Annotated in this window: 20 protein-coding genes; 14 read left to right on the plus strand and 6 right to left on the minus strand. The window is 39.2% G+C overall.

Going from position 1 to position 24,237, the window contains the following annotated elements:
* Nucleotides 1-97: 97 nt before the first annotated feature.
* From araA to GD597_RS04880, 4 genes are all read right to left on the minus strand, one after another.
* Nucleotides 98-1,597, minus strand: coding sequence for an L-arabinose isomerase (gene araA / locus GD597_RS04865; protein ID WP_171606700.1), 1,500 nt, complete (start codon nt 1,595-1,597; stop codon nt 98-100).
* A 50-nt stretch (nt 1,598-1,647) separates the two neighbouring features.
* On the minus strand, nt 1,648-3,675 hold the full coding sequence (locus GD597_RS04870; protein WP_171606701.1) for a glycoside hydrolase family 127 protein: 2,028 nt from the start codon (nt 3,673-3,675) through the stop codon (nt 1,648-1,650).
* Between the two features lie 106 nt (nt 3,676-3,781).
* Nucleotides 3,782-4,483, minus strand: coding sequence for an L-ribulose-5-phosphate 4-epimerase (locus tag GD597_RS04875; RefSeq protein ID WP_171606702.1), 702 nt, complete (start codon nt 4,481-4,483; stop codon nt 3,782-3,784).
* A gap of 154 nt (nt 4,484-4,637) precedes the next feature.
* Complete coding sequence (locus tag GD597_RS04880; protein ID WP_171606703.1) at nt 4,638-6,305, minus strand: ribulokinase; 1,668 nt, start codon at nt 6,303-6,305, stop codon at nt 4,638-4,640.
* Between the two features lie 884 nt (nt 6,306-7,189).
* Here GD597_RS04880 and GD597_RS04885 point away from each other — a divergent pair.
* The 9 genes from GD597_RS04885 to GD597_RS04925 all read left to right on the plus strand — a co-directional run bounded on the left by GD597_RS04885 (nt 7,190) and on the right by GD597_RS04925 (nt 17,683).
* Nucleotides 7,190-8,737 carry an alpha-N-arabinofuranosidase gene (locus GD597_RS04885; protein ID WP_171606704.1) on the plus strand — a complete coding sequence of 516 codons (1,548 nt, stop codon included), beginning with the start codon at nt 7,190-7,192 and terminating at the stop codon, nt 8,735-8,737.
* A gap of 265 nt (nt 8,738-9,002) precedes the next feature.
* Complete coding sequence (locus GD597_RS04890) at nt 9,003-10,979, plus strand: alpha-L-arabinofuranosidase C-terminal domain-containing protein (protein WP_171606705.1); 1,977 nt, start codon at nt 9,003-9,005, stop codon at nt 10,977-10,979.
* Between the two features lie 245 nt (nt 10,980-11,224).
* Nucleotides 11,225-12,361: an aldose epimerase family protein gene (locus GD597_RS04895; RefSeq protein ID WP_235954185.1), complete on the plus strand. Its 1,137-nt coding sequence runs from the start codon at nt 11,225-11,227 to the stop codon at nt 12,359-12,361.
* 187 nt (nt 12,362-12,548) lie between these two features.
* Nucleotides 12,549-13,202, plus strand: a complete 654-nt coding sequence (fsa, locus tag GD597_RS04900) for a fructose-6-phosphate aldolase (RefSeq protein ID WP_171606706.1) — start codon at nt 12,549-12,551, stop codon at nt 13,200-13,202.
* 28 nt (nt 13,203-13,230) lie between these two features.
* Nucleotides 13,231-14,076, plus strand: a complete 846-nt coding sequence (locus tag GD597_RS04905) for a transketolase (RefSeq protein WP_171606707.1) — start codon at nt 13,231-13,233, stop codon at nt 14,074-14,076.
* A gap of 179 nt (nt 14,077-14,255) precedes the next feature.
* Complete coding sequence (locus GD597_RS04910) at nt 14,256-15,209, plus strand: transketolase family protein (protein WP_171606708.1); 954 nt, start codon at nt 14,256-14,258, stop codon at nt 15,207-15,209.
* Nucleotides 15,210-15,232: 23 nt separating this feature from the next.
* A complete protein-coding gene (locus GD597_RS04915) occupies nt 15,233-15,895 on the plus strand; it encodes an HAD family hydrolase (protein ID WP_171606709.1) in 663 nt (220 codons plus the stop codon).
* 356 nt (nt 15,896-16,251) lie between these two features.
* Nucleotides 16,252-17,097, plus strand: a complete 846-nt coding sequence (locus GD597_RS04920; protein ID WP_171606710.1) for a sugar phosphate isomerase/epimerase family protein — start codon at nt 16,252-16,254, stop codon at nt 17,095-17,097.
* 193 nt (nt 17,098-17,290) lie between these two features.
* Nucleotides 17,291-17,683 (plus strand): hypothetical protein, encoded by a 393-nt coding sequence (locus GD597_RS04925; RefSeq protein ID WP_171606711.1) that lies wholly within the window; start codon nt 17,291-17,293, stop codon nt 17,681-17,683.
* Between the two features lie 158 nt (nt 17,684-17,841).
* Here the strand turns inward: GD597_RS04925 and hisS are convergent, their stop codons facing one another.
* Together hisS and GD597_RS04935 are read right to left on the minus strand one after the other, a co-directional pair.
* Complete coding sequence (hisS, locus tag GD597_RS04930; RefSeq protein WP_171606712.1) at nt 17,842-19,200, minus strand: histidine--tRNA ligase; 1,359 nt, start codon at nt 19,198-19,200, stop codon at nt 17,842-17,844.
* A 53-nt stretch (nt 19,201-19,253) separates the two neighbouring features.
* Nucleotides 19,254-19,718, minus strand: coding sequence for a low molecular weight protein-tyrosine-phosphatase (locus GD597_RS04935; protein WP_235954186.1), 465 nt, complete (start codon nt 19,716-19,718; stop codon nt 19,254-19,256).
* 409 nt (nt 19,719-20,127) lie between these two features.
* Here GD597_RS04935 and GD597_RS04940 point away from each other — a divergent pair, with 409 nt between their 5' ends.
* The 5 genes from GD597_RS04940 to GD597_RS04960 all read left to right on the plus strand — a co-directional run bounded on the left by GD597_RS04940 (nt 20,128) and on the right by GD597_RS04960 (nt 24,169).
* Nucleotides 20,128-20,319, plus strand: a complete 192-nt coding sequence (locus GD597_RS04940) for a hypothetical protein (RefSeq protein ID WP_171606713.1) — start codon at nt 20,128-20,130, stop codon at nt 20,317-20,319.
* A gap of 17 nt (nt 20,320-20,336) precedes the next feature.
* A complete protein-coding gene (locus tag GD597_RS04945) occupies nt 20,337-21,251 on the plus strand; it encodes a PstS family phosphate ABC transporter substrate-binding protein (protein ID WP_171606714.1) in 915 nt (304 codons plus the stop codon).
* A 29-nt stretch (nt 21,252-21,280) separates the two neighbouring features.
* Nucleotides 21,281-22,987 carry a tetratricopeptide repeat protein gene (locus tag GD597_RS04950; RefSeq protein WP_171606715.1) on the plus strand — a complete coding sequence of 569 codons (1,707 nt, stop codon included), beginning with the start codon at nt 21,281-21,283 and terminating at the stop codon, nt 22,985-22,987.
* Nucleotides 22,988-23,068: 81 nt separating this feature from the next.
* The gene (locus tag GD597_RS04955) at nt 23,069-23,470 is read left to right on the plus strand and encodes an NADH-quinone oxidoreductase subunit A (RefSeq protein WP_171606716.1); all 402 of its coding nucleotides are present in this window, start codon (nt 23,069-23,071) and stop codon (nt 23,468-23,470) included.
* Nucleotides 23,471-23,578: 108 nt separating this feature from the next.
* Complete coding sequence (locus GD597_RS04960; protein ID WP_171606717.1) at nt 23,579-24,169, plus strand: NADH-quinone oxidoreductase subunit B; 591 nt, start codon at nt 23,579-23,581, stop codon at nt 24,167-24,169.
* Nucleotides 24,170-24,237: the final 68 nt, after the last annotated feature.

Below are 24,237 nucleotides of genomic sequence, written 5' to 3' on the forward strand. Positions count from 1 at the left end.
AAATCCAATCATTTCTTGCGTCGCACACTTGTAGGTTCGGTTCACTGTGCAGCAATAAAAAGTATCAAATTGCTATTGTGTTCGGCTAAAAAATGCATTATTTATAAATCTGGTAATACACATCATTCCAGCGCAGTTCATTTTTAAACTGGTGTAAAGTGGTGTTTTTGCCAATAAGGGCAAATTCAATATTTGCCATATCTGCAAAGGCTTCCATATGCTCTATGTTAAGATTTTGACTATAGCAGGTATGGTGTGCACCACCCGCCAAAATCCATGCAGCACATCCCGTTGTCATATCAGGATAAGGTTTCCATAATACCCTTGCTACCGGAAGTTTTGGTAATGCCTGTATTGGTTGCACGGCTACTACTTCGTTTACCAGTAATCTAAATCGGTTACCCATATCTACAATAGATGCATTAATGGCTGGTCCGGCAGCGCTGTTAAATACCAGTCGCACAGGATCTGCTTTACCGCCAATGCCCAATGGGTGAATTTCACAGGATGGTTTGCCATCTGCAATAGAAGAACATATTTCCAGCATATGCGAACCCAATACCAATGGATTGTTCGGATCAAAATGATAGGTATAATCTTCCATAAATGAATTGCCACCGGGTAATCCACTGCCCATTACTTTCATGGCCCGCACCAGTGCTGCTGTTTTCCAGTCGCCTTCACCGCCAAAGCCATAACCGGCTGCCATTAAACGCTGAGAGGCAATACCAGGTAATTGCGCCATCCCATGCAGGTCTTCAAATGTATCTGTATAACCTTTAAAGTTGCCTGCCTCCAAAAACGTTTTCAATCCAAGTTCTATTCTTGCGGCCTCTCTTAAAGATGAGTGCTGAGCATTTCCTTTGTGTAAACTGGCTGCCAATGTATAGGTATCTGCATATTCCTGTACCAGATTGTCAATATCTGCATCACTTATCTGGTTAATTACCTGTACCAGGTCACCAACACCATGGGTGTTTACCGAGTATCCAAATTTATATTCGGCCTCAACCTTATCGCCATCGGTAACTGCCACATAACGCATATTATCTCCAAACCGTACAAATTTGGCGCCTTGCCAATCATTCCAGCCAGCTGCAGCTCTGGTCCATGCATTTAACTGACTAATCACTTCTGTATCCTGCCAGTAACCTACAATTACTTTTCTGTTCATTCGCATACGGCTAACCATAAAACCAAACTCACGGTCGCCATGTGCGCTTTGATTCAGATTCATAAAATCCATATCAATTTCGCTCCATGGAATATCACGGTTAAACTGTGTGTGCAAATGGCATAGTGGTTTTTGCAATATTTTTAATCCTCCAATCCACATTTTGGCAGGAGAAAAAGTATGCATCCAGGCAATTATCCCAATACAGTTTTTATTAGTATTTGCTTCCGAACAAATTTGCAGCACTTCCTCAGTGGATTTTACAGTTGGTTTAAAAACCACTGTAACCGCAATCTGTTTGTCTTCATTTAACGAGCTGGCAATTATTTGTGAATGCTCAGCCACCTGGCGCAGAGTATCTTCTCCATATAAATGCTGACTGCCGGTTACAAACCATACTTCCAGCTTTTTTAATTGTATCATATTCGCTTATTTATTTTGTTCGGATATTATTTGAATTATAAAAGTGTATATTACTTGCTTTCCTCTGCAGCAAACAAATCAATGGCCTTCACTTTCGATGGAAACCAAATCATCATTTCCCCTTTACCCCTGTGTGCCCAGGCATAATAGGGAATAGCTGTTAATTCCTTGTTTTTTGTATTAACTGAAATGCCATTCGCATCAACATTTACAACCGGCACATTGGTGTTAAGCACTGTAATGCCGTTTAGTAATTCAGGCTTAAATGTAGTGGTAAAAGCGCTGTTGGCAGGTAAAATAATATTACTGGTTTTCCCATGATTGTCTGGCCATTCTGCACAATAGATCAATGGCCCCCTTTGTAATGCCAGTTTGCCAATATCCTCCTTTACATTTTCGTTAGCCATTACTTCCCTTACATCCATGGGTAGTGTAACCAGAATTTTATCGCCTTTTTTCCATTTTCTGTTTAATACAGCATATCCATTTTGTAGGGTATAGTCTATCGGCTCTCCATTAATAGTAATAGTAGCTTTTTTATCGGTATTGTTTGCAAATGTGTATAGATTGGAAGGCATGGCTTCGTTTTTTGCCCAGCCCGGTATACGCATTAATATAGTAAATTCCTGTGCGGCTGCAGGTATAACGGTAAAGGATAAAGCCCCATCCCAGGGATAATTGTTTTGTTGCACCATTTCAACAGGTTTGTTATCAATGGTCATTTTTGTATGGCCACTTATAAACAGGTTTATGTAAACAGATTTGTCTTTTTGTGCATACACATAACCAGGAATAGAAGGCATTAAACGAACCACATTTGTTGGGCAACAAGAGCAGGGAAACCAACCCGATCTGCCAGCTTCCATATCCGCATGAGAAAAGCTGTTTTTTATCTGCATGGCGTTGGTATAAAAAAACGATTTACCATCCATGCCTACTCCTGAAATAAAACCATTATACAGGGTTTTTTCCAGTATGTCCACATATTTCGCATCGCCATGTAATTGAAACATGCGTTGATTAAAAAAGATATTTGAAATGGCTGCACAGGTTTCGTTATAGGCAGTATTATTGGGTAATTCATAATTTTCACCAAACCTTTCCCCATCGCCAACAGCACCTACACCACCTTGCAGGTATATTTTTTTAGTGACTTCATTTTCCCAAATCTTGTCAACAGCCTGTAAAAATTTTGTATCACCGGTTAATGCAGCAATATCTGCCATGGCAGCGTATAAATAGCCTGCCCTTACGGCATGACCTTCGGCTTCCTCCTGTTCCCAAACAGGTTTATCATCCTGCCAATATTTCCCATTCTTCCATTGGTCTTTACTACTGGCATCATATCCCTGGTATTGGCCACGTTGTTCTATAAAAAATTTGGCGGTAGATAAGTATAAGGCATTGCCCGTAATACGATATAGCTTTACCAAACCCATCTCCACCACTTCATGCCCTGGGGCCACTTTTCGCTGATTAAATGCAGGGCCAAAAACACTACAAACCAGGTTGGCATTTTTAATAGCAATATCCAATAAGTTTCTTTTGCCTGTGGCTAAAAAATGTGCTGCAGCAGATTCGTACAAATGCCCGGCATTGTATAATTCATGGCTAAGTTCCCTTTCTTTTTCCCAACGTTCTTTACCCAGCCAGGGGCCAACATTAATGGGGTCGATGGTGCGGGCAGTATATAAATAACCATCGGGTTCCTGCGCCTTACCTACAATAGTTATCAGTGAGTCAATATATTTTTCCAATGCAGCATCAGGGAATAAACTTAGGGAGTAGGAAGCACCTTCAATAGTTTTGTAAATATCCGTATCATCAAAGGGGTAAATGGTACAAAACTTACCTTTTTTAGCTGCGGCCATTTCAAAATTTTTTACCCGGCCTGTGGCTTCGCAACGTTCAAACGATGCAGGTATGGTAACCGTGGCGTTTGTTTTTATGCGTGGCATCCAAAAATCATCGGTAAGTTTTACCTGTGTAAAAGGTACCATTGTTATTGGATAATCTTTGTTTTGCGACCATATATTGGTGGCGTAACAAAGCATAATCAACGGTAATATTTTTTTCATAAAAGTTTTGTTTTCATTTTTTATGCACCCGGCAGTAGAATAATTAATGTTGCATTCTTGCGTCGCACTCTTGTACTTTCTCAGCTATATGCAGCAGTTAAAAGCATTACTGCCCATAATAGGAATTAGGCCCATGTTTACGTTCAAAATGTTTTTTAATTAATGCATCTTTTAACCGTGGCGCTTCTTTATTTATTTGCTCAGTTAAATAAGCCATTTGGGCAACTGTTTCCAAAACGGCACTATTGTACACTGCTTTATCTGGTGTTTTGCCCCAGGTAAATGGTGCATGATTACCCACCAGTATCATTTCAACTTCCTGATAGCTTAATCCTTTCTCGGCTAAACAGTTCATTATTTGAAATCCCGTTTCGTATTCGTAATCGCCGGCAATCATAGCATCGCTCATAGGCGGTGCACAAGGTATATCCACCGTTGTATGATCGGCATGGGTAGTGCCATAGTTAGGAATGCTGCGCTGGCTTTGCGCCCATGCTGTAGCATAGGTAGAATGGGTGTGAACAATGCCTCCAATATGTGGCCAATGTTTATACAAAACGGCATGTGTAAGCGTATCAGACGATGGGCGTAAACTGCCTTCTACAGTTTTGCCTTCAAAATCTACAATTACCATTTTAGCAGGCGAAAGCTCATCATAAGGTACACCACTTGGTTTTATGGCAAATACGCCTAATGCATTGTCTGAAGCGCTAACATTACCAAATGTAAAAAGTACAAGTCCCAGTTTTGGTAATTGCATATTGGCCTGATAGGCTGCTTCCTGAATATGCTGGTATTTATTGTTCACGAGTATAATTTAAAGTGATTCAAATCTGTTATTTTGATAAAAGCTTTTTTGCTGCCATATAATCCGAACCATGAACCGAGCGTGGCAAGTAAAGCTCCATTATTGTTATTGGCCGGTTAACAAAAAAAAATTTCAATATGTACGGGCTACTATTTTATGATAATTGCATTTCTGTAAAATTACCTAAGCTTTTATAAGCCTCATAGCGTTTGGCATAAATGGCTGTATTAGCTGGGTTTGGAAAATAAGTGGCATCAAAACCCTGGCCCATGGCTGCCATTGCATCTTCTACCTTATTAAAAATGCCGGCGGCCGTGGCCGCAAACATAGCGGCGCCCAATGCACAGGTTTGTTCTGATTTGTGAATGCGGATGGGCATATTGATTACATCGGCCATCATTTGCATAATAAATGGCGATTTTTTGGCTACTCCACCCAAACCAATCAGCCCTTTTACGGGAATGCCTTCGTTGTTAAATCTTTCCACTATGGCTTTAGCACCAAAACAGGTAGCTTCTACAATGGCCCGGAATATTTTAGGGGCATCGGTACCTAAACCCAATCCGGTAATACTGCCTTTTAGCAACTGATTGGCATCCGGCGTTCTGCGGCCATTAAGCCAATCGGTTGCCAGTTCATTGTTTTCGGAAAGTGGTATGGCGGCGGCTTCTTTGCTAAGCACCGGGATAATATTATCAATGGTTTCGTTTATTAATGCTTCAACAGTAGATTCATTTACCAGGGTGGTTTGTGCCAGTATATTTTTTAATGGCCAGGCCAATACATTTTTAAACCAGGCATAGGCATCGCCAAAGGCCGACTGGCCAGCTTCCATGCCCATCATGCCAGGAATTACTGAGCCGGGTACTTGTCCGCAAATACCTTTTACCAGCGTACCTTCTACTTCATTAATAGGGGCCACCAGCATATCGCAGGTAGAAGTACCCATTACTTTGCTAAGGTGATATGGTTCAATTTGGCCGCCTACAGCACCCATATGTGCATCAAATGCCCCAACGCCAATGATGGTTTCGGCAGATAGGCCAAGCCTGCTTGCCCATTCTGGCGAAATAGTACCGGCAGCTTCGGATGCGGTATAGGTATCAGTAAACAGTCGGCTGGTAAAACCGTCTAAAAGGGGATCGAGTGAGGAGAAAAAATTATTAGGGGGTAAACCACCAAATTCTTTTGCCCATAAAGCCTTATGGCCGGCACTGCAAACCCCGCGTTTCATGTTTTTTGCATCCGTTCCGCCTGTAAGCAGAAAGGGAATCCAATCGCAATGTTCTACCCAGGAATAACAGGCTTTTTGTACTGCTTCATCTGCCCTTAAAATATGCAATAGCTTGGCCCAAAACCATTCTGAAGAATAAATGCCGCCAACAAATTGCAGGTAATTGGTTTCAAATTTGGTTGCGTGTTCGTTAATGGCAGCTGCTTCCAGTACCGCGGTATGATCTTTCCATAATACAAACATGGCGTTTGGATTTTCGGCAAACGCTGGCAGCAGGGCCAATGGAGTGCCTGTGGCATCCACCGCAACAGGACTGGAACCGGTAGTATCAATAGAAATGGCTTTTATATTGGCTGCAATGGCTTCTCCGGCAATGCTGATGCACTGGCGGATGGTATATTCAAGCCCGTCTATATAATCCTGCGGGTGTTGGCGAAACTGATTTTTGGAAGGGTTGCAATAAGCCCCTTTTTTCCAGCGCGGATATTGAAATACGGCTGAAGCAATTTCGTTTCCATTAGAAGTATCGGCGATGATGGTGCGTACAGAATCGGTTCCATAATCTACACCTATTACATAATTTTTCATTTTCATATAGCTATTCGTGTCAAAATAACACTTAACAAGCTAAATAAAAAAATTTATTTCCTGTTTTTCGGCTATGCTTATAAGTAGGGGTGATTAGCAAAACCCTGATAGGACTGATTTTTTGGGTTTGGATGGATAAAAGTGCATTTGTAATAGCCAAATAGTAAAGCTGAAAAAGGGGAAATTGGCTTGTATTTACCCTCATCCTTCCTGTTGATTTGTGATGAAATAGTAAACATGTAATGCGCAATTTTTTACGAAGATTATTGGATACATCTAGTATTTGTTATTGTTACAGGCAATTTTATCCGTATTTCAGAAATTGGTTTTAATGAAGCAATTAACTGATAAGCAAGCGATTATGAATTTTTTTTCAAAAAAATAAAAATAATTTTTTAGTTGTCAAAACTACACTTAATATTGTGATGTGAATATTTAACTAACTGTTTGCCGCTGCATAATTGATGGTTTTACCGGTTTTGATTCAAATAAAAAACGGGATGTATACCAATCCTGCATTGCAACAGTTTAATGTATTTAGTAAAAATTGCAGTCACCAATTTTTAAGCTGATTGTTACATATTAGTTGATTCATAAAGCAAGCATAATACGGGGGAATCATTCCTGGTTTCCTCATTTTTTTAATTTGCCCTTTCTGTTAACGGGCAGCAGTATATAGGGCAACTTTACTTGTGTCACTCACTTGTACCTTCGGGTTAAGTAGCAGCTAGCTGCCGAAATGATTGATGCTGTACAAGAGTGCGACGCAAGAATTGCTTAATTGAATTACTACAATCTGGCTACAAAAATGTATTTGTATTATAGAGCAAAACCATAAAATTCACCTATCTTAACCGGTTATTTAACGATTAAAATCATACGCTATGCTTACCCGAAAATTATTATTATTTATTGCTTTTTTAGTTTTTGCAAAGTTGGCAAACAGCCAAACTGCCACTGTAACTGTAGCTGCAAATGGCGCCAGTTATACCATTAACAGAAATATTTATGGGCATTTTGCCGAGCATTTGGGGCATTGTATTTATGGTGGTTTTTATGTAGGTGATAGCAGTAAAACCATCCCTAATACCGATGGTGTGCGTAATGATATTATTGATGCATTAAAAAAATTAAAAGTACCCAACCTGCGCTGGCCTGGTGGTTGTTTTGCAGATACTTACCACTGGAAAGATGGTATTGGTCCTAAGGACAAAAGACCAAGTATGGTAAATAAATGGTGGGGTGGGGTAACAGAAGATAACAGTTTTGGTACCAATGAATTTTTAAATATGTGTACATTATTAGGGGCTTCTCCTTATTTATCGGCAAATATTGGAAGTGGTACCGTACAGGAAATGTCGGACTGGGTGCAATATGTAAACTTTGATGGCAAAAGTCCTATGAGTGATTTGCGCAAGGCCAATGGAAAGGAAAAACCATGGAAAGTAAATATATGGGGTATAGGTAATGAAGCCTGGGGTTGTGGTGGAAATATGCGCCCCGAATATTATGCCAATGAATATCGCAAATATGCCACTTTTATAAGTGATTGGGAAAACACCGGTGGCTTAATGCGCATTGCATCAGGTGCAAGTGATGCAGATTATGCCTGGACAGAAACCCTGATGAAAAATATTCCACTTAATATGCTGGGCGGAGTAGCCATGCACCATTATTCTGTTATAGAATGGAATAAAAAAGGGCCAAGCACCAACTTTGACGAGCAACAATATTTTACCATCATGAAACAAGCCTGGTTAATGGATGAACTGGTAACCAAGCATTCAGCAGTAATGGATAAATATGACCCAGAGAAAAAAGTAGCATTGGTTGTAGACGAGTGGGGTGGCTGGTATGATGTGGAGCCAGGTACCAACCCGGGCTTTTTGTATCAGCAAAATACGATGCGTGATGCCATGATTGCCGGCATAACCCTTAATATATTTAATAACCATGCAGATCGTGTAAGAATGGCAAATCTGGCACAGGCAATAAATGTATTGCAGGCGGTTATTTTAACCGATAAAGAGAAAATGATTTTAACGCCTACTTACCATGTAATGGAAATGTATAATGTGCACCAGGATGCTAAATTATTGCCACTAAAAGTACAATCGCCGGATTATGTATTTGGAAGTGATAAATTACAGGCGGTATCAGCTTCTGCTTCTATTGATTCTACCGGTAAAACGCATGTGTCGCTGGTAAATATTGATAGTAAAAATGCACAAACTATTACTGTTACCATGGATGGTGGTAAATACAGCAGTATTAGTGGCAGAATTTTAACATCAGATAAATTACAGAATTACAACTCATTTGAGGAGCCCAATAAAATAAAGCCGGCTGTATTTAAAGGTGCATCATTAAAATCAAATGTTATTACTGTTCAGCTACCTGCTTTTTCTGTGGTAGTACTTGAATTGAAATAAAGAACTGTATAATAGCCAGCTGTCAATGCCCCAATTTTAGAGAATACATTGTTACAAATGCAGCTGTTTTCTATTTGGGGCGCTGCTTTTTCAGATGGCTGCCTGATGTTATGGTGTATAAGAGTGCGACGCAACGGGTGTTCAATTTGTGTACATGGTCGGGTAACTAAATATACCCTTTGCAGATGCAACAATTACAACATTCACAAGGGCTTTTATGCTTTATTTGTTATTACCTATTCTTTTATTTTAATAATTGCCAGATATGAAATTTAAATTACTCATTGTTTATATAGTTGGGCTTTGTACTAGTGCACAAGCGCAGGTACAGCATGCATTTAATGTAAAAGTGAATGCACCTTCAGCCACAATTGAGCCTACCATGTGGGGTGTTTTTTTTGAAGATATCAATTTGGGTGCCGATGGTGGTATTTATGCAGAGCTTGTAAAGAACCGCTCTTTTGAGTTTTATAAACCAATGATGGGTTGGACAGTACGTCAAAAACACTTTACCGAGGGCGCTGTTTTGGTAACCAACCGTAAGGCGGAAAATACCGCCAATCCACGTTATATTCAAGTAACCGTAAATAATGCTGCAAAAGGCGATCTTGGTTTGGTAAACGAAGGTTTTAGGGGAATGGGTATTAAAAAAGACCTGCGTTACGATTTTTCAGTAATGTACCACCTGCCACAGTCGGGCATTCAACTACATGTTGAATTGGTAGATTCTTTAGGTAATATATTGGGCGGTACCAGTGTAACACCTGCTCCAACAGGTGAAGGCTGGCAAAAGGCAGTGGCAAGTTTTACCGCCAATGCAACCGTATTAAAAGCAACAATGCGGATTTGGTTCGAAGGAAATGGAATTATAGATATGGATATGATTTCTTTATTTCCGGCAGATACCTGGAAAAACCGTCCTGGTGGCATGCGTGCAGATATGGTGCAAATGCTGGCGGATATGAAACCGGGATTTATTCGCTTTCCCGGTGGTTGCATTGTAGAAGGTTTTGATTTATCCACCCGCTATCAATGGAAAAAAACAATTGGCCCAATTGAAGAAAGGCAATTAATCATAAACCGCTGGAATGCAGAATTTGCTCATCGCCCAACACCTGATTATTTTCAAACATTTGGACTGGGTTTCTTTGAGTATTTTCAACTGGCTGAAGATATTGGTGCTGCGCCATTGCCTATTTTAAATTGTGGCATGGCCTGCCAATTTAACTCTGCCGAGGTAGTGCCTTTAAAAGAAATTGATCCCTATGTTCAGGACGCACTTGACCTGATAGAATTTGCCAATGGCGATACCAGCTCTACCTGGGGTAGTGTACGTGCTTATATGGGGCATCCTGCTTCATTTAATTTAACCATGATGGGGGTAGGCAACGAGAATTGGGGCCCGCAATATCTGGAACGATTAAAAGTGTTTACAGCAGCTATTAAAGCAAAATATCCCAAGATTAAAATTGTAAACAGCTCGGGTACCGATCCTGATGGAGAGCGGTTTGATTTGTTGAATACTGAATTACGCAGTATGCATGCCGATATTATTGATGAACATTATTACCGTAAACCCGAATGGTTTTTCGCAAATGCCCGGCGTTATGATAATTACCCACGTAATAGTTCAAAAATATTTGGTGGTGAATATGCAGCTCAAAGCGATCATACAGTAAGTGTAAATAATAAAAACTGCTGGCTTACCGCCCTTTCAGAAGCTGCATTTATGACAGGGCTGGAACGAAATGCAGATGTGGTTTCTATGGCTTCTTATGCACCGCTGTTTGCACATGTAGATGGCTGGCAATGGACACCCGATCTTATTTGGGTAAATAACCTTCAATCTTATGGTACACCCGATTATTATGTGCAAAAATTATATGCATTAAATAAGGGCACCAATGCAGTGCCACTTACCATGAACGATGAGGTTGTTGCTGGTCAGGATAGTTTATACGCAACAGCTGCAATAGATGCTACTACACATGAATTAATTGTAAAGCTGGTAAATGCATCTGATAAATTGCAAAGCAATACCCTTATGCTGGAAGGAGTAAAAAAGCTGGCCGCAACTGCAAAGTTAACTGTGCTTCAAAGTGACGATTTGTTTAGCGTAAACACATTTGAAACACCCACCAAAGTGGCGCCACAGGAAAGAGAGATGGTTGTTAAAGGCAAACAAATTATAGTATCAACAGCTCCTTATTCTTTTACTGTATTAAGGGTTAAAATATTGTAATTAAATGGGCCCGGCTGATGAATACATGATGAGGCATCCGTTGCGTCGCACTCTTGTACTTTCTGATTATGAATGGACTTTTAACTGTTAGCCAAAAGCCGAAGGTAATTCTGCAGTACAAGTGTGCGACGCAAGTAAAGCCTGGTTATTGTTTGAAAGTTTGGCTCACAAAAATTACAACACATTGATAAATTTTAATACATAGCTATTTAACCAGTACATTTAATCCTTCAAACTTTGACTATATGAAATTGATGAATTATTTTATTTGTGCATGCCTTGCTATAACTACATTGGCGGCATGTAATAATACAGCAACTGTTAAAGAAACAGTAGCCATTAAAGCCGCTATTAGTAAGCAGGATTGGGGCGAGACGGATGGTACAAAAGTAGACCTCTATACCCTTGTAAACACAAAAGGAAGTACTGTAAAAATTACTACTTATGGCGGTATTGTAACTTCTTTTGTAACGGCCGATAAAAGTGGTAACACCTCAAGCATTGTTATAGGCTTTGATAGCTTAAGCGGCTACCTGGCTAAGCCACCATATTTTGGTGCATTGATAGGCCGTTATGGCAACAGGATTGGTAATGCTACATTTACTTTGGATGGTAAAGAATACAAACTTGCCGCCAATGATGGAAAAAATCATTTGCATGGCGGTGTAAAGGGTTTTGATAAAGTGGTATGGACTGGCACTGTAATTAGTGATACATTACCCGCACTTACCTTAACCTATGTAAGCAAAGACGGCGAAGAAGGTTACCCCGGTAACCTGAAAGTTATTGTGCAATACACACTTACCAATGAGGATGAACTTAAAATTGAATATACTGCCGAAACAGATAAAGCCACACCGGTAAACCTTACCAATCACAGTTATTTTAATTTATCGGGCGATGTAAATAATACCATTCTTAGCCATACGCTAATGATTGATGCAAACAATTACACACCCGTAGATAGCACATTGATACCTACCGGAGAAATTAAAGTAGTTAAAGGAACACCATTTGATTTTACCAGCCCAAAAGCCATTGGTGCAGAAATAGATTCAGTAAAAGGCGGCTACGACCATAATTGGGTATTAAACAGGAAGGGCAGTATTTTGCAAAAGGTAGCTGTTTTGGCAGATACAGCCAGCGGCCGTAGTTTGGAAGTGTATACCACCGAACCCGGTTTGCAATTTTATACGGGCAATTTCCTGGATGGCAAGTTGGTAAACAGGGATGGTAAAGCCATTCAACAGCATACTGCTTTATGTTTGGAAACGCAGCATTTTCCCGATTCGCCCAATAAGCCTGCATTCCCTTCAACTATTTTGCAGCCGGGGCAGCAGTATCACACCGTTACAGTGTACAAAGTAGTGTTGAAAAACTAACCGATTTTGGGATGGTTGGGCAAGTTTAATTTCTAAACTTGTCCTTATAACCCTAACTTCCTTAGTTTTGCCGCGTTTTTGGGAGTTTAACAGCAGTATAATAAGATAAAACAGCACTATAAAACCACTGTTTCGTACTATTGTAAATACGTTATAAACCAACTAAATATTTATAAAACAAAACAACATGAAATTTTTTATCGACACAGCCAATCTTGCTCATATAAGTGAAGCTAATGAGCTTGGCATTTTGGATGGTGTTACCACCAATCCTACATTAATGGCCAAAGAAGGTATTAAAGGAACAGAAGCTATTAATAATCATTATAAAGCCATTTGCGAAATTGTAGAAGGCGATATTAGTGCCGAAGTATTATCTACAGACTTTGCAACCATTATAGAAGAAGGTAAAGTATTGGCCGCATTGCACCCCAACATTGTGGTTAAAGTGCCCATGATTAAAGATGGTATTAAAGCCATCAAATGGTTTACCGATAATGGCATTAAAACAAATTGCACATTGGTATTTTCTGCTGGTCAGGCTATTTTGGCTGCAAAAGCAGGTGCTACCTACGTATCCCCATTTATCGGTCGTATTGATGATAGCGGTTGGGATGGTATTCAGCTAATTAGGCAAATTGCTACCATTTACGAAAGACAAGGTTTTAAAACCGAAATATTGGCCGCCTCTATTCGCAATGCCAATCATATTATTGCCTGTGCTGAGGCTGGTGCCAATGTATGTACCTGCCCCTTAGATTCTATTCTGGCTTTATTAAAACATCCATTAACCGATATTGGCCTGGCTAAATTTTTGGAAGACGCCAAAAAAATGGGTTAGTGATTTTTATTTTTCAAACTTAATTATAATGGTAAACGATATTACAACATTACAACGAACAGCAACGCAGGTACGCAGGGATATTGTGCGTATGGTGCATGCCTGTCAATCAGGCCACCCCGGTGGCTCTTTGGGTTGTGCCGATTTTTTGGTGGCACTTTACTTTCATATCATGAACAATAACCCCGCCTTTTCCATGGATGGTATTGGCGAAGATTTGTTCTTTTTATCCAACGGTCATATTTCGCCGGTATGGTATAGCGTGTTGGCCAGAAGCGGTTATTTTCCGGTTAGTGAATTGGCAACCTTCCGCCAACTGGATAGCCGTTTACAGGGGCATCCAACTACACACGAACATTTACCGGGTGTACGTATTGCATCAGGTTCACTTGGTCAGGGTTTATCTGTGGCAATTGGCGCTGCACTTGCCAAAAAGCTAAATAACGATAAAAGCATCGTATACACCCTGCAGGGCGATGGTGAATTACAGGAAGGCCAAAACTGGGAAGCATTTATGTTTGCCCCCCACAATAAAGTAGACAATATTATTGCTACAATAGATTATAACGGTCAGCAAATTGATGGCCCTACCAGCAAAGTATTAAGCCTGGGTAATTTAAAAGCCAAGCTGGAAGCTTTTGATTGGGAAGTGTTGGAAATGGATGGTAACGATATGGATAATGTAATCAGTACCATGGCACTGGCAAAATCAAAAACCGGGCATGGTGTACCTATTGCCATTTTAATGAAAACAGTTATGGGCAATGGCGTAGATTATATGATGGGTACCCATAAATGGCATGGCTCTGCACCAAACGATGCACAATTGGCCGCCGCATTAGCACAGTTAGAAGAAACATTGGGCGACTATTAAAATAATTTGTTGGTAACCGGCAGTTGTTTTTCATGGCATCGCCGCTTGTGTCACTCACTTGTACGTTCAGTACCCTATGCGGCAAAAAAATAGGGCCGAATAAATTGCTATAGTACAAGAGTGCGACGCAAGTAAAGCTGAAAAAGTATCAAAAGCCGGGTTCAAAAAAAACATACACAATGAAAAAATATACATACACAGAAAAAAAAGATACACGTTCTGGTTTTGGCGCCGGCTTATACGAGGCTGGTCAGCGTAACCCCAATGTAGTAGCACTGTGCGCCGATTTAGTTGGCTCTCTTAAAATGGAAGCTTTTATAAAAGATTTTCCTGATCGTTTTGTGCAGGTAGGTATTGCAGAAGCCAATATGATTGGTATAGCAGCAGGTTTAACCATAGGTGGTAAAATTCCATTTACGGGTACATTTGCCAATTTTTCTACTGGCCGCGTATACGATCAAATTCGCCAGTCTGTAGCTTACTCAAATAAAAATGTAAAAATTTGTGCCTCTCATGCCGGTTTAACACTAGGCGAAGATGGCGCTACCCACCAAATACTGGAAGACATCGGATTAATGAAAATGTTGCCCGGTATGACGGTGATAAATACCTGCGATTATAATCAAACCAAAGCGGCTACACTGGCTATTGCCGAATACGAAGGCCCTGTTTACCTTCGCTTTGGCCGCCCTGTGGTGCCCATTTTTACCGAAGCCGACCAAAAATTTGAAATTGGCAAAGCATGGATGGTAAACGAAGGTGCGGATGTGAGCATTTTTGCCACAGGCCACTTGGTTTGGGAAGCCATAAAAGCCGGTGAAATGCTGGCCGAAATGGGTATTGATGCAGAAATTATCAATATTCACACTATCAAACCACTTGACGAAGCAGCAGTATTGGCATCTGTAGCCAAAACTAGATGTGTGGTAAGTGCCGAAGAGCATAACCGTATTGGTGGTTTGGGCGATAGTATCGCTCAGTTGCTAATGAAGCACGATCCTGTACCAATGGAATTTGTAGCCGTAAACGATTCGTTTGGCGAAAGCGGTAAACCAGATTTACTGATGAAGAAATATGGTTTGGATGACGCACATATAGTAAAAGCAGTGCAGGCAGTATTGCAAAGAAAATAATTAAGTAAGAAGGGCACACGCACATGTTAAAAAACATAAAGGCATTTATTTTTGATCTTAATGGCACCATGATTGATGACATGGCTTATCATACCGAAGCCTGGTTAGAGATTATAAACAATGATTTGGGCGGTAGCCTTAGCCGGGATGAAGTAAAAGTGCAGATGTACGGTAAAAATGAAGAGGTGCTGGCCCGCATTTTTGGCGAAGGGTATTTTACACCAGAAAAAGCTGCAGAAATATCAGTGGAAAAGGAGCGGAGATACCAGAAAACTTTTTTGCCACATCTTTCTTTGTTACCCGGTTTACATGCTTTTTTGGATGAAGCAAAAGCTGCCGGTGTATTAATGGCCATCGGTTCTGCAGCCATTACATTTAATATAGATTTTGTACTGGATAATTTACAAATCAGGCATTATTTTAACGCAATTGTTAGCGCCGATGATGTGGCAATAAGTAAACCCAATCCGGAAACTTTTATTAAATGTGCCCAATTATTGGGGGTTACACCAGCCGAATGCATTGTTTTTGAAGATGCACCAAAAGGTGTGGAAGCTGCACAAAATGCGCAAATGCAATCTGTAGTACTAACCACCACCCATGAAGCAGCAGAGTTTAACCAGTACCAATATATAAAACGCTATTTGCAAAATTATGAGGGTTTAAGAGTAGAAGACTTATTATAAATACATTACACATATCTGCAAAAACCCCGGTAAAGCCGGGGTTTTTTTATGTTGAAAATTGATTATAACCTTATGTATTGGTTTTTTGGCGTGATAAATCACGGCCACCTGCGTGATAAATCACGTTGTTTGGTATAAAAAGGCACATTATTTTTGTGGTACTAAAATACACTCATATAAAATATACTATCCTATTTAAGTAGTTTGATTGCCTAAATAACAATTAGACGATTTGGTAAATTAGCCCTGATATATTTATATCGGGGTGTTTTTTTTATGGCAGTAAAGTATAAAATTCTTCTACCAGTATTCTAATAATTGCAGAACTTCATGTTTCATCTGTTCAACAACAAAACATGAAAAAAATTGTAAACTTGCTATTCTTGTCGGCCTTATTAATGCTAACGGTTACAGCCTTTGCGCCTGATGTGAACCCGGTAAAAGATTGGAAATTTGGGGTGGCATTGTGGACATTTCATACCGTTAATTTTCCTGCCTCATTGGATAAAGTGGATAGTGCTGGCATTAAATACATAGAGCCCAATACCTTTCATAGTGCTGGTCCTGAGTTTAATGATTCTACCATTGGCCAATTATGCCCTGCCAGTATTCTAAAGTTAAAGGATATGATTGCCCAAAAAGGGTTAAAGGTGAAATCTGTATATGTGGTAGGCGGCAAAACCATCGAATCCTGGAAACAACAGTTTGAAATAGCCCATTTATTTGGAGTAGATTTTGTAACTACCGAACCCCCGCTAACCATGTGGGATAGTATTGATAGCCTTGCCGACGTATATAAATTAAAAGTGGCTATACACGAGCATTGGAAAGGGGTTAGCGATTACTGGAACCCCGATATTGTGTTGGCAGCTATAAAAGGACACCCAAATTTTGGCGTTTGTGCCGATCTTGGCCATTGGCCCAAAAGTGGTATAAACCCATTGGATGCAGTTAAAAAATTAAGTGGCCATATTATAGCCGTACATTTAAAAGATATAGCCGCTTATAACGATCCCAAATTAAGAGACGTACCGGTTGGCACAGGCGTAGTAGATTTTCCGGCCATTTTTGCCGAACTAAAAAAGCAAAACTTTAAAGGCTATATCTATATTGAACGCGATGCCGAGGATTTGCCAAGCAACCTGCCATCAGTATTAAATACGGTGACTTATTATAATAAAGAAGTTAAAAAGCTGCAATAGGTGGTGGGCAGGCAAAAGAACTATTGGCATCGTTCCTTGTGTCACTCACTTTTGCTGTATAACCATTTGCAGCAAAAAACTGTTTAAACTAATAGCTGCTTGGCGTTATTCAATTAAACGCACAGAATAAAATGCCTATTGTTTTTTATAATCTAAAATTTGCTTGTACATTAGAAAAATAAAACACTGTTATATGAAAAAATTGATTTTTAGTTTATTGGCCATCGTAGGTTTTGCAACAGCATCCATGGCGCAGGATTCTACTACTTATAAAGAATTTTATGGTATTTATAAGTTTAATGATGGCAGCCCGGTTGCACAGGTAGAAGTGCTTTGGCAGGATAATATTCTTAACCTAACATCCGATATGGGTACGGCTACCATGGAGTTGATTGGTAAAGATAGTTTTAGTATGAGCTACGCAGGTGGCACTATTGTGTTTCAGCGCGATTCTGTGAACAAGAAAGTTATTTCATTAACTATTTATGTAAGCGGTATGGAACTGGTTGGTACTAGGGTAGAACCCGCATCAGCCTATTTTAACCGCAGGTATATGCGTAAAGAAGAACCAATTGCTGCCCGTTAATAAAGCAGTTAAATAATTGCTGCCATGTAAGTGGAACGATGAAGTGATTGCGACGCAAGCGGCGATGCCATTATAGCAAATGCCCGTATTACAAAATGTTTTAACTGGTGTAAAGCCAAAGAGAAAATGCCCTGTTTTGCAGGGCATTTTTTTTGAGTTTAAAATATATGTGTTAACAAATCTGTTTGTTGCAACTGCTCTTGTACGCCTGTTTGCAGGTTTTTAAGCACGCAAGTTTTTTCCTCCATTTCTTTGGTGCCAATAATTACCACATAGGGAATATTTTTTTTCTCGGCATATTTAAACTGCTTGTCAAACTTGGTTTGCTCGTGAAATAATTCGCAGCTAATTCCACCGTGGCGTAATTGCTGCATTAATGTAAATGCTGTTTTGCCTTCTGCAGCGCCAAGGTTAAAAAATAATATTTTGGTACTGTTTTGCACATTGGCCGGAAACAAAGCAAGTTCCTCCATTACATCATAAATTCTGTCTACCCCAAAACTAATTCCTACGCCGGGTATATTGGGTACATCGAATAAACCTGTTAAATCATCGTACCTGCCGCCGCCGCCAATACTACCCATTTGAACCCCATTTGCCTTTATTTCGAAAATAATGCCGGTATAATAATTTAGTCCGCGTGCCAGTGTAAAATCTGCTTTTACAGCATGATTATCGGGCTGGTATTGGAGGATAAATGAAATTTCTTCAATGCCTTTTTTACCGGTTTCGGTATGTCCCACCAGTTGGGTAATTTGTTCCAACATTTCTTCGTTGCTTCCTTTAACCAGCAGGTACTGTTCAATAATGCTAACCTGAGCAGAGGTAAGGCCTCTTTCAGTAAGTTCTTCTTTTACTTTTTCAATTCCAATTTTATCCAGTTTATCAATGGCAACAGTAATATCAGTGAGTTTATCGGAGCCTCCGCATATTTCGGCCAATGCGGCTAAAATTTTTCTGCTATTTATTTTTAAATCTACATCAATGCCCAGTTTTTTGAAAACGGTAGCATAAATATTGGTGAATTCTACTTCGTTTATTAAGGCATTGCTTCCAACAACGTCAGCATCGCACTGATAAAACTCACGGTAACGGCCTCTTTGCGGTCTGTCGGCCCGCCATACGGGCTGTATTTGGTAACGCTTAAAAGGAAAACTAAGCTGGCCATGGTTCATGGCCACATAACGGGCAAAAGGTATTGTAAGGTCATAACGAAGTGCCCTTTCGGTAATACCTTTAATATTTTTACCTGCTAACACTTTTTCAAAATCCAGTTTAATTTGAGCCTGCTTCTGGGGGTTATCTAATCCGTTATTTAGTATTTTAAAAATTAGTTTGTCGCCTTCTTCCCCATATTTCCCCATTAAGGTTTCTATGTTTTCCATGGCAGGGGTTTCTAAGGGTTGAAAGCCATATAATTCAAATACGCTGCGTATGGTATTGAAAATATAGTTTCTTTTAAGCACTACTTCTGCGCTAAAATCTCTTGTGCCCTGTGGTAAACTAGGTTTTGCCATATAATATGCTTTAAAATACTTGCTTTGGTAAATTGAAATGCAAAGGTAATTTGCTAGGATATTGAAGAATATTTTTGAATAATTTTATCACAGGCTTCACTGATAAGGTTAAAAACCTCGTGATAAGCTGGTTCTTCATGGTACCATGGATCGGGTACGGCCCGGTTTTGATGGGGATATAATTCATTTAATAGCAATTCTGTTTTGGCAGCATTAAAGAATGAACCACTCATCTTTTTTACAGCCTGATAATTCTCGCTATCCATTACATAAATCCTATCAAAGTTTAACATATCCTCTTTTGTAAATTGTCTTGCTTTTTGCTCACTGATATTTATTTGATTTTGCTGGGCTACTTTTTGAGATAAAGTGTGTGGCGCCTGACCAATATGGTAATTGCCGGTACCGGCACTATCTATCATCCAATTTAATCCGGCCAGACTGGCTTTTTGCTGAAGAATTCCCTCGGCCAAAGGGCTGCGACAAATATTACCCAAACAAACCATTAAAATTTTCATGGCTGCAAATATAAACCGCCTTTAGGTTTTGTATGAAAGCTTATTTGGTAAAACTAGTATTTGTTAGTTTTTTATTTTCTTAAAAGTGTCAACAAATATTCTTATTCGCCTATGGAATTTTAAATCTTATGCATCTTTATTTAATATTTTGAAGCTATTATATAGCATTATAAAATGAATGGATCTATGGCATTTTTCTAAATTTAAATTGGATCGTTTTTTCTTAGGTGGGCAGAGCAGCATACTTCATCCAAAAAATCTCTTAAAATGCAAACATTGGTAGTTATTTTAGCAAACTGGATAATATTGATTAGTAGTTAATTGTAAAAATTATTAAATTGCCACCCCTATACAAATTTATTTAATGGAAACAGAGTTTAAGCAGCGCCAACGTAAAAATTATGCATCGATGCAAACGATATATAATGTAACTATGGGCATTATTATTACTGGTATAGGTATATTAATGTTTTTTAATGAGTCGTTTGGGCTTAATCTGGCTGAAAAGTTTGGAGACCCTTTAATGATTGATTTATTTGGTGGTCTATGTGTAGTATACGGTATTTTTAGGTTATACAGGGGGCTGAAAAAGGAAGATTGATGATGAAAAAGCTATGTATGGAAAAATCTTTTTTGGTTACATTGTTATTGGTAATATTTTTATGCAGTTGTGACAGTAACAAAAAATCATATAGCGAACAATATGATACGCCGTTAAATGGGGAGATTAATATTAGTGTGGATGAAAGTTTTGAACCGGTTATTAACGAGCAGATAAAAGTTTATCAATCTTCTTATCCGGGTACAAAAATAAATGCGCATTATAAATCTGAAGCAGATTGTTTCAGGGATCTTCAGTCGGATAGTACCAGGATGATTATTGTCGCAAAGGGTTTAACCAGGGAGGAAACGGCCTATTTTAATAGCAAAATTTCTTTCAAACCCCAGTTTGGTGTATTGGCATACGATGCAGTTAGTGTAATAATCAATATCGCAGCAGAAGATAGTGTGTTTACGATAAGACAATTAAGAGATAAATTGAGTGGTAAAGATACTTTAGGAGATATTGTTTTAGACGGTAAATCTGCAACTAGTACAGTAAGGTTTTTATTGGATTCAATTTTGAATGGAGACCCATTTGGCAAAAATGTAACTGCAGCAAATGGAAGTAAAGCGGTGGTTGATTATGTTTCAAAACATAAAAATGCAATTGGATTTGTAGGTTCAAGTTGGGTTACCAATGAGCAGGATCCTGAACAGGTAGCCTACCAAAAGCAAATAAAATTTGCCTTGGTAGAATGTAAAAGAAATTGTGATTCAGGATCGTTTGCTAAACCATCACCTGCCACAATAACATATGCACAATATCCTTTGGTACGGCCTTTGTATTATATTTTGAAAGAAAATACAAATGGTCTAGGTTCCGGATTTATGAATTATTTAAATCTGGAAAGAGGTCAATTAGTTTTCAGAAGAAGCTACCTTGTACCGGGAACAATGTATTTTGGAGTAAGAAAAGGAAATATTCAGTAAAAAGCATACAACTGTATAAAATGAAGAAAATGAAGAAAGCAACGTTAACGATTCTTGCGGTTGCATTTGTAACCTCTTTTGCTATTTCTCAAACAATTGATGATGGTATCAAATACCTTTATTATGAACGTGTAAACAGTGCTAAAGAAACACTTCAGAAAGTTGTAGCAGCAAAACCAAATGATGCTTTATCTATTTACTGGTTAGGTCAGGCCTATCTTGCTGATAAAGATATACCCGGAGCCAAAGCCTTGTATCAAAAAGCCTTAACAGCTGGTGTAAATGATCCCTGGATTTGGGTGGGTACTGCCCATGCTGATTTAATGGACAATGGTGATATTAACGCTGCAAAACAAAAATTTGAACAAGCTATCACCGCTACTAAAGGAAAAAAAGGTGTAGAAAATGCAGATATATTAAATGCTATTGGCCGTGCAAATGCCGATGGAAGCAGTAAGCAAGGTGATCCTGGTTATGGCATAGAAAAATTAATCAGGGCTCAGGAAATCAATAAAACCAATCCTGATATCTCCATAAATCTGGGTATTTGCTATTTGAAAATGGGTACAGATAAAGGTGGTGAAGCAGTGGAAGCATTTCGTGATGCTATTGTACGTAATCCACAATATGCCCAGGCCTATTACAGAACCGGAAAAATTTATCAAAGCCAGAATAATACAGAATTTATGAACGAATGGTATGGTAAAGCAATTGCTGCTGATCCAGCATTCGCTCCGGTTTATCTTGCGTATTTTGATTATTATAAAGACAGAGATGTAAATGCTGCCAAAGAGTTCTTAGACAAATATGTTGCTAATGCTGATAAAGATTGTACTGTAGATTATTTTGTGGCAGATTATCTTTATCGTGCCGGTAAATATCAGGAATCTATTAGTAAAGTAAAGGAAATGGAAAGCGGTGCCTGTAAAGACTTTGTTAGAACAAGCGTTTTATATGCTTATGATTATGATAAAATGGGAGATTCTGTTACAGCCAAATCTTATATAGAAAAATTCTTTGCAGCCGCTCCTGCCAATAAAATAGAACCTACCGATTATGTTTTTGCAGGTAAGTTATTGGCCAAGTTTCCAGGTAATGAAGTACAGGCACTATCCTATTTACAAAAAGCAGTTGATGCAGATACAGTAATGGCTAAAAAGCTTGAATACATGACAATCGCTGCCGGAATGTTATCGAAAGCAAAAAAATATAATGAGCAGGTGGATGTTCTACTCAAATTAATTAGCATGAAAGGTAAAGCTACCGCAAGAGACTATTACGATTTAAGTAAAGCTTCCTTGGATGCTAAAAACTGCGTATTGGCCGATTCTATATCAAAGCAATACATTACTGCATTTCCAGATTTACCACAAGGCTACACTTTCAACGTATCTGCCAATAAAATGTGCGATGTCGATACTTCCAAAGGTTTAGCTGTTATTCCGGTAAACAACTATATAGCGTTTTTAAGTAAAGATCTTACCAAAAACAGAAAGACCATTTATAACAACTACTACTTTCTGTTAGTGTATTTTGCACAATATGCCAAAGACCTTCAAAAAGGTATCGATATCTGCGATTCAATGATTGCATTATATCCCGATCCAACCAGCGAAGAGAATAAATTTCCAACTGATACAAAAACAACACTACAAAAAGCCCTGCAAAAGAAAGCAGGTACTGGCAATAACGCCAATCAGGCAAAGCCAGCGCCGGGCGGTGGAAAGCTAAATTAATACTGTATTTAAAACCCACTTTTAAAAGTGGGTTTTTCTTTTCAGTTACTTGCCCTTATTTTTGCCAAGTAATACATTCCTATGACGCTATTAAATATGTTTCTTGATACGGCTGCAGCAAACAGTGCTGCTAATTACCTGCCTATTGGCATACAAATCTTTTTCGCAATAGGTTTTGTGGCAACCATGTTGGTATTATCCAATTTTATGGGCCCCAAAAGGAAAACGAGCGACAAGCTGGAAACCTTTGCCAGCGGTATAGAAACCCATGGAGATGCCCGCCAGCCAATGGCTATTAAGTATTTCCTTGTTGCCATTCTTTTTGTATTGTTCGATGTAGAAGTTATATTCTTTTATCCATACGCCGTTAATTTTAAAGAGCTGGGCTGGGCCGGTTTTGGTGAAATAGTGCTTTTTGTGGCATTTTTCCTTGCTGGGTTTGTTTATATCATTAAAAAAGGCGCATTAAACTGGGAAGATTAATAGCTTCTTCCCGTTGTATTTGTTCATTTTTCCAGGTAAATACGAACTTATAAACAAATCAAGTGTTGTTGATGCAACAATTACCAATTTACATTTTAAATAAATTATATGTCTCGTCCGGTACGTTTTAATATACATGCTAAAGATGCCGATATAAGGGATAATGTAGCAATTACCGAAATGCCCGAAGGTTTACAGGGAGAAGGTTTCTTTGCAACCAATTTAGAACAGGTGGTTGGTCTGGCCCGGAAAAACTCGCTTTGGCCTTTGCCATTTGCCACTTCATGCTGTGGTATCGAGTTTATGGCCACCATGGGTTCTCATTACGATTTGTCCAGGTTTGGATCAGAGCGACTGGGCTTTACCCCTCGCCAGTGCGACTTGCTGATGGTAATGGGTACTATTGCCAAAAAAATGGCACCGGTTTTAAGACAGGTATATCTGCAAATGGCCGAACCACGTTGGGTATTAGCCGTTGGTGCCTGTGCATCATCAGGTGGTATCTTCGATACTTACAGCGTATTACAGGGCATCGATCAGGTTATACCTGTAGATGTGTATGTACCAGGATGTCCTCCAAGGCCCGAGGCCATTTTAGACGGCTTTATCCGAATACAGGATTTGGTACATAACGAAAGTTTGCGCCGTAGAAATAGCGAGCATTATACCGCTTTGCTGGGTAGTTACGGCATTCAATAAATAAAAATTTTGAGCCCGGCTACAGAAAATCCATCGGCTTTTCTTGCGTCGCACTCTTGTACGGCAAC

Source organism: Limnovirga soli (assembly GCF_013106755.1).
GTDB classification, from domain to species: domain Bacteria; phylum Bacteroidota; class Bacteroidia; order Chitinophagales; family Chitinophagaceae; genus Limnovirga; species Limnovirga soli.